Source organism: Pseudomonas inefficax, from assembly GCF_032164165.1.
GTDB lineage: Bacteria > Pseudomonadota > Gammaproteobacteria > Pseudomonadales > Pseudomonadaceae > Aquipseudomonas > Aquipseudomonas inefficax.
Genome location: NZ_CP134401.1, coordinates 5,474,184 through 5,491,597 on the forward strand (window position 1 = coordinate 5,474,184; position 17,414 = coordinate 5,491,597).

General features: G+C 61.2%; 15 protein-coding genes. 5 read left to right on the forward strand and 10 right to left on the reverse strand.

Annotation, left to right across the window (positions count from 1 at the left end):
• Positions 1 to 80 precede the first annotated feature (80 nt).
• Positions 81 to 926: a type 1 glutamine amidotransferase domain-containing protein gene (locus RIN61_RS24645; RefSeq protein ID WP_313854728.1), complete on the forward strand. Its 846-nt coding sequence runs from the start codon at positions 81 to 83 to the stop codon at positions 924 to 926.
• Positions 927 to 1,083: 157 nt separating this feature from the next.
• Here the strand turns inward: RIN61_RS24645 and RIN61_RS24650 are convergent, their stop codons facing one another.
• From RIN61_RS24650 to RIN61_RS24670, 5 genes are all read right to left on the reverse strand, one after another.
• Positions 1,084 to 2,328 (reverse strand): saccharopine dehydrogenase family protein, encoded by a 1,245-nt coding sequence (locus RIN61_RS24650; protein WP_003248123.1) that lies wholly within the window; start codon positions 2,326 to 2,328, stop codon positions 1,084 to 1,086.
• A 31-nt stretch (positions 2,329 to 2,359) separates the two neighbouring features.
• The gene (locus tag RIN61_RS24655; protein ID WP_112253510.1) at positions 2,360 to 3,457 is read right to left on the reverse strand and encodes a carboxynorspermidine decarboxylase; all 1,098 of its coding nucleotides are present in this window, start codon (positions 3,455 to 3,457) and stop codon (positions 2,360 to 2,362) included.
• Between the two features lie 367 nt (positions 3,458 to 3,824).
• A complete protein-coding gene (locus tag RIN61_RS24660) occupies positions 3,825 to 4,742 on the reverse strand; it encodes a pyridoxal-phosphate dependent enzyme (protein WP_112253511.1) in 918 nt (305 codons plus the stop codon).
• Positions 4,739 to 5,413 (reverse strand): helix-turn-helix transcriptional regulator, encoded by a 675-nt coding sequence (locus RIN61_RS24665; protein WP_313854732.1) that lies wholly within the window; start codon positions 5,411 to 5,413, stop codon positions 4,739 to 4,741. The genes RIN61_RS24660 and RIN61_RS24665 overlap by 4 nt, the downstream gene beginning before the upstream one ends.
• 184 nt (positions 5,414 to 5,597) lie before the next feature.
• On the reverse strand, positions 5,598 to 7,301 hold the full coding sequence (locus RIN61_RS24670; RefSeq protein ID WP_112253513.1) for an amidase: 1,704 nt from the start codon (positions 7,299 to 7,301) through the stop codon (positions 5,598 to 5,600).
• A 491-nt stretch (positions 7,302 to 7,792) separates the two neighbouring features.
• Here RIN61_RS24670 and RIN61_RS24675 point away from each other — a divergent pair, with 491 nt between their 5' ends.
• Entirely contained in the window at positions 7,793 to 8,764 is a 972-nt protein-coding gene (locus tag RIN61_RS24675; protein ID WP_207880112.1) for an IS110 family RNA-guided transposase, read from the forward strand.
• A 48-nt stretch (positions 8,765 to 8,812) separates the two neighbouring features.
• On the opposite strand, the gene yghU is transcribed toward RIN61_RS24675, so the two are convergent.
• Positions 8,813 to 9,652, reverse strand: a complete 840-nt coding sequence (yghU, locus tag RIN61_RS24680) for a glutathione-dependent disulfide-bond oxidoreductase (RefSeq protein WP_313854734.1) — start codon at positions 9,650 to 9,652, stop codon at positions 8,813 to 8,815.
• Positions 9,653 to 9,852: 200 nt separating this feature from the next.
• Here yghU and RIN61_RS24685 point away from each other — a divergent pair, with 200 nt between their 5' ends.
• Entirely contained in the window at positions 9,853 to 10,899 is a 1,047-nt protein-coding gene (locus RIN61_RS24685; protein WP_313854736.1) for an alpha/beta hydrolase family protein, read from the forward strand.
• Here RIN61_RS24685 and RIN61_RS24690 read toward each other — a convergent pair.
• The 4 genes from RIN61_RS24690 to RIN61_RS24705 all read right to left on the reverse strand — a co-directional run bounded on the left by RIN61_RS24690 (position 10,861) and on the right by RIN61_RS24705 (position 14,744).
• A complete protein-coding gene (locus RIN61_RS24690) occupies positions 10,861 to 12,054 on the reverse strand; it encodes an MFS transporter (RefSeq protein ID WP_112253516.1) in 1,194 nt (397 codons plus the stop codon). The genes RIN61_RS24685 and RIN61_RS24690 overlap by 39 nt on opposite strands.
• A gap of 246 nt (positions 12,055 to 12,300) precedes the next feature.
• Positions 12,301 to 13,887 carry an ABC-F family ATPase gene (locus RIN61_RS24695; protein WP_075045122.1) on the reverse strand — a complete coding sequence of 529 codons (1,587 nt, stop codon included), beginning with the start codon at positions 13,885 to 13,887 and terminating at the stop codon, positions 12,301 to 12,303.
• 16 nt (positions 13,888 to 13,903) lie between these two features.
• A complete protein-coding gene (locus tag RIN61_RS24700; RefSeq protein WP_375149876.1) occupies positions 13,904 to 14,587 on the reverse strand; it encodes a tyrosine-type recombinase/integrase in 684 nt (227 codons plus the stop codon).
• A 1-nt stretch (position 14,588) separates the two neighbouring features.
• Positions 14,589 to 14,744 (reverse strand): hypothetical protein, encoded by a 156-nt coding sequence (locus RIN61_RS24705; RefSeq protein WP_252378557.1) that lies wholly within the window; start codon positions 14,742 to 14,744, stop codon positions 14,589 to 14,591.
• Positions 14,745 to 14,925: 181 nt separating this feature from the next.
• On the opposite strand from RIN61_RS24705, the gene RIN61_RS24710 reads away from it, so the two are divergent.
• Positions 14,926 to 15,225: a hypothetical protein gene (locus RIN61_RS24710; protein WP_207878101.1), complete on the forward strand. Its 300-nt coding sequence runs from the start codon at positions 14,926 to 14,928 to the stop codon at positions 15,223 to 15,225.
• Between the two features lie 678 nt (positions 15,226 to 15,903).
• A complete protein-coding gene (locus RIN61_RS24715) occupies positions 15,904 to 16,203 on the forward strand; it encodes a hypothetical protein (RefSeq protein WP_252192142.1) in 300 nt (99 codons plus the stop codon).
• Positions 16,204 to 17,414: the final 1,211 nt, after the last annotated feature.

The window sequence follows — 17,414 nt, forward strand, 5'->3', positions numbered from 1 at the left end:
ATCATAGCCTTGCCATTAGCATGAACGCATCCCGCCAACATGAGCGGACAGCTCTATTTGCCTGATCAGGAGAATGTTGCATGACCAAGATATCCCGGCTTGCCCTGGCTGTTGCCGGCACCCTGCTTGCAGCCGGCGCCCATGCCGCACCCAAGGGTGAAGTGCTGGTGCTGCTGTCCAGCGAAAGCCAGTTGCCGCTGCAGGACGGCAAGCGCTACGCCACCGGCTACTACCTCAACGAGTTCGGCGTGCCTGCCGACCAGTTGCTCAAGGCTGGCTACAAGCTGGTGCTGGTTACCCCCAAGGGTAATGCGCCGAGCGTCGACCAGCGGTCGATCGACCCGCGCTACTTTGCCGGCGATGCGGTGGAGATGCGCCGGATCGAGAAGGTCGTGCAAGGCCTGCCGGGTATTGACGATACCCTGTCGGTGAAAGAGGTATTGGCAGGTGACCTGGGCCGTTATGCCGGGCTTTTCATCCCCGGCGGCCATGCGCCGTTGATCGACCTGGCCAACAACCCGGACGTGGGCGCCTTGCTGCGGCATTTCCATCAGGCCGGCAAGCCCACAGCCGCCATCTGCCATGGCCCCATCGCCTTGCTCTCGGCCCAGCAGGACCCGGCGAGCTACCAGTCGGCGCTGGCGCGTGGTGAAAAGCCGGCAGCCAATGACTGGCTGTACAAGGGTTACAAGATGACCATCTTCTCCGACCCGGAGGAGCAGGTGTTCGAAGGTTCGCTCGAGGACCAGCGGCTGTTGTTCTACCCGGCCAACGCCATGGCAATGGCAGGGGGCGACATGGGCTATGCCAAGGCCTGGCAACCCAATGTGGTGGTGGACCGTGAGCTGATTACCGGGCAGAACCCGTTCTCGGACAAGGTCCTGGCCAAAGCGCTGCTGGACAAATTGGCCGGGCAGGGTGGCTGAAGCCTGCACCGGCCTCTTCGCGGGTGAACCCGCTCCCACAGGGACATCACAATACTCAAGACCTGTGAAATGCTTGTGGGAGCGGGTTTACCCGCGAAGAGGCCAGGCCTGCAAAAACAGAAAGGGCGCCATATCGGCGCCCTCTCTGTGTTGCTGCTTAGGCTTCAGCGTCCCATGGACGATCGCCTTTTTCATCCTTGACGCGGGTCGGCAGGCCCATCACGTCCAGCGCCTTGAGGAACGGCTCGGCTGGCAGCTCCTCGACGTTGACCATGCGCTTGGCATCCCACTCGCCACGGGCGACCAGCAGGGCGGCAGCCACTGGCGGTACACCGGCGGTGTAGGAAATGCCCTGGCTGTCGGTCTCGGCGTAGGCTTCTTCGTGGTCGGCCACGTTGTAGATGAATACTTCGCGCGGCTGGCCATCCTTGGTGCCTTTGACCAAATCACCGATGCAGGTCTTGCCGGTGTAGCCCGGGGCCAGCGAGGCTGGGTCCGGCAGCACGGCCTTGACCACTTTCAGCGGTACTACTTCCAGGCCTTCGGCGGTTTTCACCGGCTGCTCGGAGAGCAGGCCCAGGTTCTTCAGCACGGTGAACACGTTGATGTAGTGCTCGCCGAAGCTCATCCAGAAACGCACGTTCGGCACGTTGAGGTTCTTCGAAATCGAGTGAACTTCATCGTGGCCGGTCAGGTACAGGTTCTGCGAACCTACAACCGGCAGGTCGTCGGTACGCTTGACCTCGAACATGGTGTTGCTGGTCCACTGGCTGTTCTGCCAGCTCCACACTTGCCCGGTGAATTCACGGAAGTTGATTTCCGGGTCGAAGTTGGTGGCGAAGTACTTGCCATGCGAACCGGCATTGACGTCGAGGATGTCGATCGAGTCAATGCTGTCGAAATACTGTTGCTGCGCCAGCTTGGCGTAGCTGTTCACCACACCCGGGTCGAAACCGACGCCGAGAATGGCGGTAATGTTCTTTGCCTGGCACTCTTCGAGGTGTTTCCACTCGTAGTTGCCGTACCACGGCGGGGTCTCGCAGATCTTGCCCGGCTCTTCGTGGATGGCGGTGTCCAGATAGGCGACACCGGTATCGATGCAGGCACGCAGCACCGACATGTTGAGGAAGGCGGAACCAACGTTGATCACGATCTGCGATTCGGTTTCGCGGATCAGCGCCTTGGTTGCCTCGACATCGAGGGCATTGAGCGAGAAGGCCTGGATGTCGGCGGGTACCTTGAGGCTACCCTTGGCCTTGACGCTGTCGATGATGGCCTGGCATTTGGAGATGTTCCGTGACGCGATAGCGATACGACCCAGTTCGTCGTTATGCTGCGCGCACTTGTGGGCCACCACCTTGGCGACACCTCCTGCACCAATGATAAGAACGTTCTTCTTCAATTTATCCCTTGCTCCTTACTGAAAGCCGGTCTTACGACAGGCTGGAAACGTAGTCTTCGAAACCGAACTCGCGCACCACTTCGACGCTGCCGTCGAGTTGCTTGACCACGATGGATGGCATTTTCAGACCGTTGAACCAGTTTTTCTTGACCATGGTGTAACCCGCCGCGTCGACGAACGACAGGCGATCACCGATGGCCAACGGACGATCGAATTGGTATTCGCCGAAGATGTCACCGGCCAGGCACGACTTGCCGCAGACCATGTAGGTGTGCGCGCCATCATTGGGGGCCATCTTGGCGTTGAGGCGGTAGATCAGCAGGTCGAGCATGTGCGCTTCGATCGAGCTGTCGACCACGGCCAGGTGCTTGCCGTTGTACAGGGTATCGAGCACGGTCACTTCCAGCGAGGCGCTGTTGGTGATGGCCGCTTCGCCCGGCTCCAGGTACACCTGCACGCCGTACTTTTCCGAGAAGGCTTTCAAGCGCGCGCAGAAGGCGTCCAGCGCGTAGTCTTCACCAGTGAAGTGGATGCCGCCACCGAGGCTGACCCACTCCACCTTGTGCAGAAGGTGACCGAAGCGTTCTTCGATGTGCGTGAGCATCTTGTCGAACAGGCCGAAGTCGCCGTTCTCGCAGTTGTTGTGGAACATGAAGCCGGAGATCTGCTCGATCACCTGTTCGACCTTGACCGGGTCCCATTCGCCCAGGCGGCTGAACGGGCGGGCGGGGTCTGCCAGCAGGTAGTCGGAGCTGCTGACCTGCGGGTTGACGCGCAGGCCACGGACCTTGCCTTCGGACTGTTCGGCAAAGCGCTGCAGCTGGCCGATCGAGTTGAAGATGATCTTGTCGCAGTTCTCGAGCATTTCCTCGACCTCGTCGTCGGCCCAGGCCACGCTGTAGGCGTGGGTTTCGCCGGCGAATTTCTGGCGGCCGAGCTTGAGCTCGTACAGCGACGAAGAGGTGGTGCCGTCCATGTACTGTTGCATCAGGTCGAAGACCGACCAGGTGGCAAAGCACTTGAGGGCGAGCAGCGCCTTGGCACCGGAGTGTTCGCGCACATAGGCGATCTTCTCCATGTTGCCCAGCAGCTTGGTTTTATCGATGAGGTAGTACGGCGTCTTGATCATTTAGAGGCCCCCGGCCAGGCCGGCCAAAAAAAGGACACGCATTGTGCCTTCACTTGCCGCAGACCGAAAGGGTGGGTTACGCATTTCGTCGTGGTTGACGCCGTTGCGAGGTGATTTTTCCGGTTGCGGCGGGCTCAGTAGAACAGCGGCATGTGACTATCGTAATCAGCAGCCGGGTGCCGCAAGGGGAATCCGATGAACAACGTTCTGTGCAGGATGGCACGGGCTACGCCCGTGTTCGCGGGTGAACCCGCTCCCACAGGGACTGCGTTCTCTTCGAACCTTGCGCAGTCCTGTTGGTACTTCAATCTGTACAGTTCATTCTGTGGGAGCGGGTTTACCCGCGAAGAGGCCGGTACAGGCAACCTCAATCAACCTGCTGCAACCACGCCTGGATCTGCTCCAGCGTGGCGGTAGCCCCGCCACAAACCACCACCAGCACATTCTGGTACTGCGCCAGGGCGCCCGGTGCATAGGCCAACGCCAAGGCTGCACCACAAGCTGGCTCCACCAGCACGCGGTGGTCCAGCAGGAATCGCTCGCACGCGTCCAGCGCTGCGCGGTCACTGACCAGGTGGCTGTGCACCGGGTGCTGCTGCACGCACGCCAGCGCCTGATCAGCCACACGCTTGGCCCCCAGCGAAGTCGCCACCGAGGCAATACGTTCCAGCTCCACCGAATGCCCCGCCTGCATTGCAGCATGCAGCGATGCGGCGCCTTCGGTTTCCACCGCCAGCACCGGCACATCGCCCCAGCCGTTGCGCTGTAGCCCCTCGACCACGCCACTGAGCAAACCGCCGCCGCCTACCGACAACACCATGGCATCCGGTTTCACGCCGGCCTCGGCGACTTCATCCACAAGGCTGGCATGCCCGGCCCACAACAGCGGGTCGTCGAAGGGGTGGATGAAGGCGTCATCCGGGCCGACCAAGGTCTGTGCCAGGGCGTTGGCCTCCTGCCAGGAGCTGCCATGCACCACCACCTTGGCGCCCTCCAGGCGCAGCAGTTCCTTGGCCCGCTCAGTGGTGGTCTCGGGTACTACCACCGTCACCGGCACGCCCAGCTTGCGCCCGGCATAGGCCACTGCCAGGCCCGCGTTGCCGCCCGAAGAAGACACGAAATGCCGCGCGCCACGGGCATGGTGCACCTCGCAGGCATGGCCCACGCCGCGCAGCTTGAACGAGCCGCAGGGCTGCAGTGCATCGAGCTTGAGCCAGACGTTGCTGCCCGCGGCCAGCGACAGCGGACGGGATTCGATCAGGGGGGTATGGATATGCAAGGTCATTGGCTGGCTCCGCGCAGTTGCTCGAGGTAGTTGTAAACGGTGTAGCGGGTCACACCAAGGGCGCTGGCGGCCTTCTCCACGCCGCCCTTGACGATGAACAGACCGCGCTCCTGCATCATTCGCACGGCCTCGACCTTGGCCTGCTTGTTCATCCGCCCCTGGCCGCTGCGCTGCAGGGACTCCTGGATGATCTCGCTCATCAGCAGCTCCATGTCGGCGGGCTCACTGACGGCAGGCGTGGCCCCCAGCGGCTGAAGCTGCTGGAGAAAATTCATGGCGGCATCCAGGCCGGTGACGTCGGTGTTGACGCAAAGGCTGACGAACGGGTGACCGTTGCGGTCGCGGAAGATCGCCGTGGCGCTGCGCAGCGTGCGGCCCTTGAGCGTCGTTGGGTAATCGGGCAGCACCACCGGCTCACAGCCGTGCTGGTCGGTCGAGGCCTGCATGAGTGCCTTGAAACCCTGGTCCTGTTCCGGGGCGGCGAGGATCGGGCTACCGACGCTGCGGCCGGAAAGGTGGCCGTTGATGATCGCCACCACGGAGTGTTCCGGGTGGTCGAGGTCGTGCAGGAGGATCTCCATGTTGCGCGCGGCAACACTGCCCAGGGCCTGGATGGCGGCCTTGAGGACGGTGAGGGTTAGCTGGCGTTCTTCGCTGGGGGTGATAGGCATGACAGATCACCAAATCAACATTTTGTGTATTTTTACACATAAAGTTGAATTAGGCGATTTGCTTTTTCAGGCCCATTCGCGGGTAAACCCGCTCCCACAGGACCCGCACGGTATTCAATACCTGTGGTGAACCTGTGGGAGCGGGTTTACCCGCGAATGGGCCGCAAAGCGGCCCCTTTAACCCTCAGCCCAGAGGCGGGGTACGCGGCGGGATCATCCGGCGCGACCCGGTCGCCTCGAAGGCTGCACCAAAGCTCAGCAGCGCATTGTCACTGTAAGCCCGGCCAGCAAAGGTCAGCCCCACCGGCATGCCGATATCGGCCATCACGCCCATCGGCACTGTCACGGTCGGCACGCCCAGGTGACGGATCGCCAGGTTGCCGTTGGCCACCCAGATGCCGTTGCTCCACGCGATGTCCGCGGATGCCGGGTTGACGTCGGCATCCGCCGGGCCCACGTCGGCCACGGTGGGGAACAGCACCGCGTCCAGGCCCAGGTTGTCCATCCAGTCTTCCAGGTCGATCTTGCGGGTCTTCTCCAGGCCGCGCAGGCCGTCGGGCAGGGTCTCGATCTGGTCCCAGGTCTTCAGGCCACGCTTGGCCATGTTGACGTACTCGTCCATGCCGGCGGCCAGGTCGTCTTCACGGTTGGGCAGGGTGCCCGGGTCGTGGGGGAAGATCTGCGGCCCGTCGACGTCGGCCAGGCGGTTGAGTTTGGGGTCATCGTTGGCGCGCAGGAAGTCGTCGAAAGCCCAGCCCGACAGCTCCCACAGCTCGTCATGCAGGAACTCCTTGCTGACGATGCCGCGGTTGTACACGGTCGGTGCGCCCGGGCGGTCGCCCTCGCAGTTGGAAACCAGCGGGAAGTCCACTTCCAGCACTTCGGCACCAGCCGCCTCCAGTGCCTGGCGGGCCTGCTGCCACAGGTCGATGACCGTGGCGCGGGTGTTGATGCGCTGGCCAGTCGGGCCGCCGATGCCTGGCTTCTCGGAGGTACCGGCTTCGGCATCGGCATTGATGTACATGCGTGGCACGCCAAAGCGCTTGCCCTTGAGCGCGCTGGCATCCACGGCCAGGTCCAGGTACGAAGCCGGGCGCACCGTCGAGGCCGCCGGGATTGGCACCCAGGGTTGCAGGCGCCACAGGTCGCCGCGCTTGTCGGCGTCGTCGGCTACGACCACGTCGAGGATTTCCAGCAGGTCGGCCATGGTGCGGGCATAGGGAACCACCACGTCCATGGTCGGTGTCAGCGGCCAGTTGCCTCGCACCGAAATCACCCCACGCGAGGGGGTATAGGCGCACAGGCCATTGTTGGACGCCGGGCCACGGCCGCTGGACCAGGTTTCTTCGGCCAGGCCGAAGGCACTGAAACTGGCGGCGGTGGCGGTGCCAGCACCGTTGGACGAGCCCGAGGCGAACGGTGCGGTCAGGTAGTCGGCGTTGTAAGGGCTCTCGGCGCGGCCATACACGCCGCGTTGCATGCCTCCGTTGGCCATGGGCGGCATGTTGGTCTTGCCCAGGCACACGGCGCCGGCGGCGCGCAGGCGTTCGATGGTGAAGGCGTCGCGCTGGGCCACCAGGTCCTTGAAGGCCGGGCTGCCGGAGGCAGCGGTCAGGCCTTTGACCAGATAGCTGTCCTTGGCGGTGTAGGGGATGCCGTCCAGCGGGCTCAGGACCTGGCCTTTGGCACGACGGGCGTCGGAGGCTGCGGCCTCCTTCAGCGCTTCGGGGTTGCGTACCACCACGGCGTTCAGGGCAGTGGCGGTGTCGGCGCCATCGTAGGCATCGATGCGCGCCAGGTAGGCCTGGACCAGCTCGACCGCCGTCGTGCGGCCCGACTCGAGCGCGTCGCGCAGCTCGGCAATGGAAACCTCGGTTACCTCGATCATGCGTTCACCAAAAAAATGTGCAGGTGGGGGCTAATGCGAGGAGTGTACAAGAAGGGCTTGGCGGGCGCAGGTTTGCGCGGGGGCAAATGGTTTTTTGCAGGCGGGCATTGTCGGGGCCTCGCGAGCACTACGCGGACTCTTGTAGGAGCGGCCTTGTGTCGCGAAAGGGGTGCGTAGCGCCCCCAGGATTTCAGCCTCACTGGATGAGTTGCCGGGGCTGCTTTGCAGCCCGATCGCGACACAAGGCCGCTCCTTGTATCTCGACTTTCGCCTCACAAGAGGCGAAAGTTCTCGACTGATCATCGAGGGAGGGTCATGAAGCGGAGCCGCTCCAAGGGCATCGAGCCCGTATTGTAGATAACGCTCTGGCCCTCCAACCCCACTCGAACAGTTCGAACGGTATCTAGTGCCGCCCCCCGGCGTGAGCACGCATTCGCAAGGTTGAACCGAGTGCTGGGTGATCGAAACTTCGTTGTCTGAGGGAGAAGATCATGTCTGTTGTTGTTGGCGTCGATGTAGCCAAGCGATCTTTCGATATTGCAACTCCACTTCCCAATGGGAAAGTCCGTACCAAAGCCAAGCTGGCCAATAATCCGAGTGGTTTTGAGCAATTCGCAACCTGGCTTGAGCAACATGCCGAACCACGTGCCTGGGTTATCATGGAGGCCACTGGCACTTATCACGAAGCGCTTGCTGAGTGCTTTCATGCCAAGGGTTACCGGGTGTGTATTCTGAATCCCGCCGTGATTGCCAAGTTTGCCGGAGCGGACCTTCGACGCGTCAAAACTGATAAGGCTGATGCCAAGGTTATTGCTGCTTACGGTCAGCAGAAAAAAGATTTGCTTCGTCAGTGGAAGCCTGAGCCGCCAGCTCAGCGGCGCTTGCGGGCCTTGGTGCGGCGTCTGGACGACCTGAAAGAGATGCAGCAGATGGAGCAGAACCGTCTGGATGTGTCGCAGATCGCTGTCCAGGAATCGATCAGAGCTGTAATTGGGCACATCAGCGAAGAAATAGCGAAAACCCGTAAGGCTATTGAGCAGACGATCGATGACGATCCAGACCTGCGCCAGCGACGAGAACTGATTACGTCGATTGATGGCCTGGGAGACACCACGGCCGCGCTGATCCTTGCAGAACTGGGTGATCCGCTGAAGTACGAAAGCCCGTCAGCCATGGTTGCGTTTGCAGGCCTCAACCCGATGATCCATCAATCGGGAGAGAAGATTGGCCAATCGACCATTTCCCGTACAGGAGCCCCAAGATTGCGCGCCGGCTTGTGGATGCCAGGCACTGTCTCGATCAGATACAACCCGGTCGTGAAGGCACTGGCAGAGCGTTTGAGCAATCGGCGTAAAGCCTACAAGCAGATAGTCTGCGCTGCTATGCGTAAGCTTTTGCACCTGGTGTATGGCGTAGTGAAATCCGGCAAACCGTTTGACCCTCAAATCGCTCTTGCGGGGTGAGGGTCAAGACGGTATCTACAAGAGTCCGCGTAGTGCTGCGATTGCGGATCAGTCCAGGTCTGCCGCTGCATGCCGCTCGGGCACCTGGCTGGCTTCATCACCCCAGGTCCGGTTCACCCGGGTACCACGCTGCACTGCCGGGCGCAAGGCAATCTCCTCGGCCCAGCGCTGCACATGCGGGTACTCGTCCACCGCCAGGAACTCCGCCGCGCCATACAGGTTGCCGCGCACCAGCTGGCCATACCATGGCCACACGGCAATGTCGGCGATGCTGTATTCCTCGCCGCCGAGGTAGCGGCTTTCGGCCAGGCGCCGGTCGAGCACATCCAGCTGGCGCTTGGCCTCCATGGTGAAGCGGTTGATCGCGTACTCGAACTTTTCCGGCGCATACACATAAAAGTGGCCAAAGCCGCCGCCCAGGTAGGGCGCCGCACCCATTTGCCAGAACAGCCAGTTCAGGCTTTCGGTGCGTGCAGCTGGCGCTTTCGGTAGCAAGGCACCGAACTTTTCCGCCAGGTACAGCAGGATCGAACCCGACTCGAACACCCGCACCGGTGGTTCGACGCTGCGGTCGAGCAGGGCGGGGATCTTGGAGTTGGGGTTTACCTGGACAAAGCCGCTGGAGAATTGCTCGCCCTCGCCGATGCGGATCAACCAGGCATCATATTCGGCACCCAGGTGGCCCAGGGCGAGCAGCTCTTCGAGGGCGATGGTGACCTTGACGCCATTGGGCGTGGCCAGGGAGTACAGCTGCAGCGGGTGCTTGCCCAGCGGCAGGTCCTTGTCGTGAGTCGGGCCGGCAACCGGGCGGTTGATGCTGGCGAACTGGCCACCGGACGCTGCGTCGTTGCGCCAGACCTTAGGTGGCACGTAGGCGGATTTGCTCATGCATGAATCTCCTTCAATGGCGCGAAACGGTCACCTAGAAACGTGGACCTGCATCTATGCCACGGGTTCGACGAGAAGCGCAAATGCATAGGGCGCCGGCGTGAAGTGCATGACTCCGGTTTCATCCAGGTTTCATCCGGTGCAGCCCAGGCCGGTTCTATGCTGGGCTATCTCTTCGCCCTGCAAGGAGCCGCCGGCCGATGACTCTCTCACGCTGCGTGTTGGCGCTGGCCCTGCTCGGCAGCCTGCTGGCCCACGCCGAGGCTGCGCCCTGGGTTGCCGGCTTGCACCACATGACCCTGGCCGACCCGGTCGACGACCGGCCCATGCAGGCATTGGCGTTCTACCCGGCCAGCGGCAAAACCCACACCCGCCGCATGGACGGCTACCCGATCGACGTGGCTGAAGAGGCGCCGGTAGCATTGGGCCAGTTCCCGTTGCTGGTGTTGTCCCACGGCAATACTGGCAGCCCGCTGGCCTTGCATTACCTGGCGACATCGCTGGCACGGCAGGGCTTTATCGTAGTGGCGGTGGTACACCCGGGGGACAACCCCGGCGACCACAGCCGCCTGGGCGCCTTGAGCAACCTGTATGGCCGGCCGCTGCAAGTGAGTGCCGCGATTACGACCGCCCGCGATGACACCTTGCTGGGGCCCTACCTGAACGCTGGCAAAGTGGGGGTGATCGGCTATTCGGCCGGTGGTGAAACAGCCTTGATCCTCTCAGGGGCGCGCCCCGACCTGGACCGCCTGCGCAAGTATTGCCTGGATCGCCCGAACGACGCCGACGCCTGCAGGACCAACGGGGTACTGATTTCCGACCGCAGCGAGCTGGTGCCCGAGGCCGACCAGCGGGTGGGGGCGGTGATGCTGATGGCACCGCTCAGCCTGCTTTTCGGGCGCCATGCCTTGGCCGGGGTACAGGTGCCGGCACTGATCTACAGTGGCGACAGCGATCAGCTGGTGGCGGTCGACCGCAACGCCGAAGCCCTGGCTCGCAAGTTGCCGGTCACCCCGGACTATCGCCTGTTGGCGGGCGCCGGGCACTTCGTGTTCATGGCCCATTGCGATGCCGAGCAGTCCGTGCGGATGCCGGCGCTGTGCAAGGACGCCGCAGGCGTGGACCGCCGGCACATCCACCATTCCCTGCAACGCGAAGCCGCTTTGTTCTTCAGCCAGGCACTGGGTGCGCCGCAGCCGGCCGAGCGTTCAGCCGCGACCGGCGCGCCGCGCCAGCAACAGCGTTAGGCCGACACCGGCCAGGGCGAGCAGGGCAGCCACGCAGAAGATCGAGGCATAGCCCAGGTGCGCGGCCACCGCGCCCATCACCGGCCCGGCGATGGCCAGGGCCATGTCGAAAAACACCGCGTAGGCGCCCAGCCCTGCGCCGCGGCTGCTGCTGGGCACCTGCTTGATCGCTTCCACCCCCAGCGCCGGGTACACCAGCGACAGCCCGAAACCGGTCAGCCCGGCACCGATCAGCGCCCACGGCGGCGACGGTGCCAGCCACAGCAGGCTCAGGCCGAGCACTTCGGTGGCCATGCACGCGACGGCCACGTTGTAGCCACCAAAACGGTTGACCGCGTTGACGAACAGCAGCCGGGAAATGATGAAGCACACGCCAAAGGCACTCAGGCACCAGGCCGCGCCCACCCAGCCACGCTCCAGGTAATACAGGGTGACGAAGGTGGTCAGGGTACCGTAGCCGATGGAGGCCAGGGTCAGGCCCAGGCCGCAGGGTGCGACCCGGCCGAAAGCCGACCAGAAGGGCAAGCGCTCGCCGCGCACCACCACCACGTCCGGCCGTTTGCGCAGTACCAGCAGGGCCAATAGCGCCAGTACCAGCAATGCCGGCCCCAGCACGCCGAAGTCCAGCCCATCCACGGCCAGTACACCCAAGGGGGCGCCAATGGCGATGGCGCCATAGGAGGCGATACCGTTCCAGGAAATCACCCTGGCGGTGTGCTCGGGCCCAACCTGGCTGATGCCCCAGCTAAGCGTGGCCACGCCGATCAGCCCTTGGGCGATACCCAGCAGCAGGCGCCCGCCGAGCAACAGCGCCAGGCTCAGCAGCGGTAGTGTCAGGGTCCAGGCCGATAGCAGCGTCAGCACCCCGCAGCCGGCAATCCCCAGCAAGCCGAAGCGAATGGCCTGCTTGCCCCCCAGGGTATCGGCCACGCGCCCGGCAAGCGGGCGACTGAGCAGGGTGGCCAGGTATTGCAGGCCGATGGTCAGCCCGGCGACCACCGCGCCAAACCCCAGCTGGTCGTGCACATGGCTGGGCAGCACGGCGATCGGCAGGCCGATGCAGAGGAAGGCAATGAAGGTGTAGAAAACGATCGACAGGATCTGCAGGGTGATTTGCAGCGTATTGCTGGCGGGGGCGGGTTGTTGCGCGGTCATGGGCACGTTCGCGGGCGGGCGGTTGGGCGTTGCCCCATCATGGCCGTTGAGCGAAGGAAATGAAAGCAGGCTAACGAATTATTCGTCGGAGAATGCCAGCCTGTGGAATCGGCGGTGGATGTTTCGCGGGTGAACCCGCTCCCACAGGATTTGCATAGGCCTCGAATGCTACGCAGTCCCCTGTGGGAGCGGGTTTACCCGCGAATAGGGCAGCCCGGCCAGTGCAAATGGCCGAGCCCTTCCCAATCAGACCAGCACACCCTGGCTACGCAGGTAATCGTCATAGGTGCCGCTGAAGTCCACCACGCCATCAGCAGACAGCTCGATGATGCGCGTGGCCAGCGACGACACGAACTCGCGGTCGTGGCTGACGAACAGCAGGGTGCCCGGATAGTTTTCCAGCGCCAGGTTCAGCGCCTCGATCGATTCCATGTCCAGGTGGTTGGTCGGCTCGTCCATCACCAGCACGTTCGGCTTCTGCAGGATCAGCTTGCCGAACAGCATGCGGCCTTGCTCACCACCGGAAATCACCTTCACCGACTTGAGGATCTCGTCGTTGGAGAACAACATGCGCCCCAGGGTGCCGCGGATCACCTGCTCGCCGGAGGTCCACTGGCCCATCCAGTCGAACAGGGTCATGTCGTCCTCGAAGTCGTGAGCGTGGTCCTGGGCGTAGTAGCCTACTTCGGCGCTGTCGGTCCACTTCACTTCACCCTTGTCCGGGGTCATTTCGCCGACCAGGGTGCGCAGCAGGGTGGTTTTGCCGATACCGTTGGGGCCGATGATCGCCACGCGCTCGCCTGCCTCGATGGTGAAGCCCAGGTCCTTGAACAGCACCTTGTCGTCGAATGCCTTGGCCATTTTCTCGACGGTAACGGCCTGGCGGTGCAGCTTCTTGGTCTGTTCGAAGCGGATGAACGGGCTCACCCGGCTCGACGGCTTGACCTCGGCCAGCTGGATCTTGTCGATCTGCTTGGCCCGCGAGGTGGCCTGCTTGGCCTTGGAGGCGTTGGCCGAGAAGCGGCTGACGAAGGTCTGCAGTTCGGCGATCTGGGCTTTCTTCTTGGCGTTGTCGGACAGCAACTGTTCGCGGGCCTGGGTGGCAGCGGTCATGTACTCGTCGTAGTTGCCCGGGAACACGCGCAGCTCGCCGTAGTCCAGGTCGGCCATGTGGGTGCAGACACTGTTGAGGAAGTGCCGGTCGTGGGAAATGATCACCATGGTGCTGTTACGCGCGGTGAGGATGGTTTCCAGCCAGCGGATGGTGTTGATGTCCAGGTGGTTGGTCGGTTCGTCGAGCAGCAGCACGTCCGGGTCCGAGAACAGCGCCTGGGCCAGCAGGACACGCAGCTTCCAGCCCGGTGCCACTTCGCTCATCGGGCCGAAGTGCTGTTCCAGTGGGATACCCAGGCCCAGCAGCAGTTCACCGGCGCGGGATTCGGCGGTGTAGCCGTCCATCTCGGCAAACTCGGTTTCCAGCTCGGCGACGGCCATGCCGTCTTCCTCGGTCATTTCCGGCAGCGAGTAGATACGATCGCGCTCGGCCTTGACCTTCCACAGCTGGCCGTGGCCCATGATCACCGTGTCGATCACGGTGAATTCCTCGTAGGCGAACTGGTCCTGGCGCAGTTTGCCCAGGCGCGTGTTCGGCTCGAGCATGACCTGGCCGCCGGACGGCTCGAGGTCACCGCCGAGGATCTTCATGAAGGTCGACTTGCCGCAACCGTTGGCGCCGATCAGGCCGTAGCGGTTGCCGTTGTTGAATTTGACAGAAACGTTTTCGAACAGCGGCTTGGAGCCGAACTGCATGGTGATGTTGGCGGTGGAGATCAAAGGGCTTACCTATCAGTCACTTACAGAGCTGGCTTTCAAGCTGATACCGATTTGATACCAATTTTGAGTTTTCCAGCTCGCTCCAGTCGGAGCTTGAGTTGAGCCAACGGGCATACGTCGACAGCAGCATTTGGACGCTGTGACCCAGCTGTTGGGCGATAAATGCGGGGTTGAGGCCGGACATTAAGCATATTGTCGCATAGGTGTGGCGGCAGTTATATGGGGGGCGACGCCGAATGCCCAGCTCATTCAGCACCGGCACCCACTGTTTGTGCAGATCGGAGGTCTGTTTCACGTGCTCGGCGTTCTTCGACGGCGGGAACAAGAACGGCGTCTCGGTCACCGCTCCCTTCCCATGCCGGCGGCGGTCCGCGTATCCCCTGGCGAACTGGATCGCGCGCAAAGCGCGATCATTCAGCAGCACGAACCGATCCCTCCCTGTTTTCGTCCTTTCCTCCACCGCGCCCAAGGCGACGGTCCTCTTAACGTGCACAGTCCTCTTTTCCATATCGATCACATCCCAGCGTACGGCCAAGGCCTCCGACAGGCGGAGGCCGGTGAAGAACATGAATTCGAACAGCGCGGCATAGATGAGGCTCGGCCAATGCTTGTGTTCGTATAGCTTGTCGATGATGGTGTTGGCTTCAGCCAGGGTGAACGGGTCGATCTCCTTACGCGACCGCTTCGGTAACTCAATCACCTCAGCGGAGCGGGTTCCAGTGGGCGCGCACGCCGGACTGGCCTTTCAAGCGAAACGGCCATTTTGGGTCGCGGCAGGTGCAGGGCTCGATCTCCAGGCGACAACCCTTGGCTGCCAGCTTCAGCAGTTCGTGATTCAGGTTCTTTTCTTCGGGCACGATGATTCCTTGGCCGCCATTTCGCGGCAGTGAGTTGTACAAGGGGTTTGGATTGGTACAAGAAAATCGGCCAGTGGTCCGATTCAGCTCTCAAACTGGGATGCCGCGATTGCGTGCCGCCTCGCTTTAGCTATGGTGAGAGTTCACCAATTTCATACAACTAAAGTCGTAGGAGGTCGGCATGAGAAATCGTGGTGAAGTTTTCTGGGAATGGGCTGATCCAACTCTTCATCACCGCACTCACGACGAGACGCTCAACGATGGAACGTGCATAGATGTTCAGGTGCGACTGTCGCGCACGGGTAACACGCAGATGTTCATTGGGGTGTATGCCGCGAGTGGAATGGCCCTTCATGAGGAGGCATTCGATTCGCGTCCAGGTGAATCCATGACCAGGGCTCTGGCCTGGGGCGTGGGCCGGGCGCGTCGGATCGCCACTGATACCCACCCGGAATTCGATAAGGTCGCCTGCGCTAAATGAGCAGTGGGGTAGAGTACAAATGTTCTATTAGTTGACCTGATTCGCCTGGCGGACCTTGAACATACCCAGGGTCCGTCTGGCAGGTCACTTGTTATGTAATGGTTTTGCGGCGTGTCGTCGCCTTGACCCCTATTACTAGGCAAGTTAATAAGCAGAATGGGGTAGGATGGCAGTCGAGCAGGATGCTCACCGATGTTAGGCGCTTAGGTGATGCCAATCGACGGTGACAGGGAGCAAAAATCACAAGAGTGCTGTCCCAGCACCAGTGCCGGTTTGAGTTCTGCTGCCTTGCGAGACGACACATGCCATTAGATAAGAAATTTGCCGCATACCAACTCCTGAGAGAGCTGGATGCCGTGACCTCATCGATAATGAACCAAGTAGCCTATGGACGTATGGGAGAGCTATCGTGGATAGAGACCCAAGCCCTACATAGGGAAGCCTTCGAAAGATGGATGCGCTTCGCAGCTACTCTAGATTCACCCGATCTGTCCGGGAGTCTAAATGGAGGCCGTGATCCGGGTGAGCCGCGAACCAAGGATACTTATACATGATTCGCTGATTTGTATAAGCTTATGCCAGTCGTCTGGCGGCCATTTATTTGACGTCAAATATATTGAGTCAATTTAATTGTTGGGGTAAGAAATACCTTCCTCAGCAACTAAGGACCGATGGACGATGGTAAGGGAGCGTGGCGATTGCTTCTGGCAGTGGGGCGATCCGAAATTACATACCAGAACCCACAACGAAACGTTGAATGACGGTTCGCAAATCGATGTCCAGGTACGCCTTTCGAGCATCGGCGCGACCCAAATGTTCATCGGTATTTACGGCCCTAGTGGAGCGCTCATCCACGAAGAAAGCTTTGATTCTCGCCCAGGCGAAACCATGACGCGGGCGATGGCTTGGGGTGTCGGGCGTGCTCGCCAAATAGCAAGCGAAGCCCAATCGCCGTCCCGTAAGGTCGTGTCGAGGTGAGCAGCCTCGGCACTGTCGCCTGGCGCAACTGCACTCGGTCATAGGTCCCAGGCCGACCACAGTCTGGCCAACCTCGGCCGCATCCCGCTCAGCCTCTTCTTTGGTCCAACAGATGGCAGTACCAACCATCCAGGCTATAGGCTCGGCGTGGTGCTGCTGGGTCGGCTGGGCCAGTGCCGCTTGGATCTCAGTCGACTGCTGAAACATCTGCGCCTTCGAGAAACGCTGCTGCCAAGCCTGCAGCCGTTCGCGCGGCACGCTGACCATCTCGGTGTTGCTGGATCGGTTCTCTATTGACATTAGTTACTCCGTGTCGGACTGAGATTGCGTGCGTTAATTTATATAAGGTGGCATTAGAAAAGTTCTTTTCCGGTATTCTTCGGTATCTTGTTTTTGCTGCGCAATCAAGGCGTGTTGTTCCTTACAATGAACGAGAGAATGTATTTGGGCTTAGTCACAACATGGTAGGTTCTTATGCAGGTATCGTTGGTGATTTTTGCAATGACAACGATTGGCCTTTGCTCAATGCGCTAGTGATAAATACTACTACTTGCACACCTTCAAGTGGTTTCGATGATTATCTCGAGGGCGCTGAGATGGACTGGGGCCAATGTCTATCCGGATGCTGGCGTTTTTTCCATCTGAAAACCTCACGAGAACATCAGGTAACAAACTTCTCAGGACTCACTAGCTTGGTAAGAGAGTGGCACAAGTCTTAAGCAATGCTACCAGTGGTTTTTAAATCAAGCCCAGCCCCGCGCTGGGCTTTATGCGTCTGGGGTGGCTTTGCCGTTACAGCTGGGTGGATGGGTGGACAGGATTGCGGACCCCGCAGCTTTGGGGGATGAAGACCCATTGCCTTCCTCAAGGAGTCGAGCATGGCGTTGCGGTTCCGGAAAAGCTTCAAGGTCGCGGCGGGCGTGCGTATCAACCGTAAGCGTTCGCTGAAGTCACCTTGCATGGCTTGGGCGCGCATCGACTTGGCTGAATGCGCGCGAGACAGGATCGTCCTATGATTCGGTGAGTCCACGTCTGATAATGCCTCGGATATCAACATTCAACGCAGGGCCAATAATGGACTACCGTGCAACTCGCTACGCCCTATTTGCCGTTCCCTTCTTCGTAATGTGCCAGCCAGTGCAAGCATCGACGTGGCAAATTTGCCGTATGGAACTACATATCACTGATGTGTTGAAGCTTCCCTATCCAAA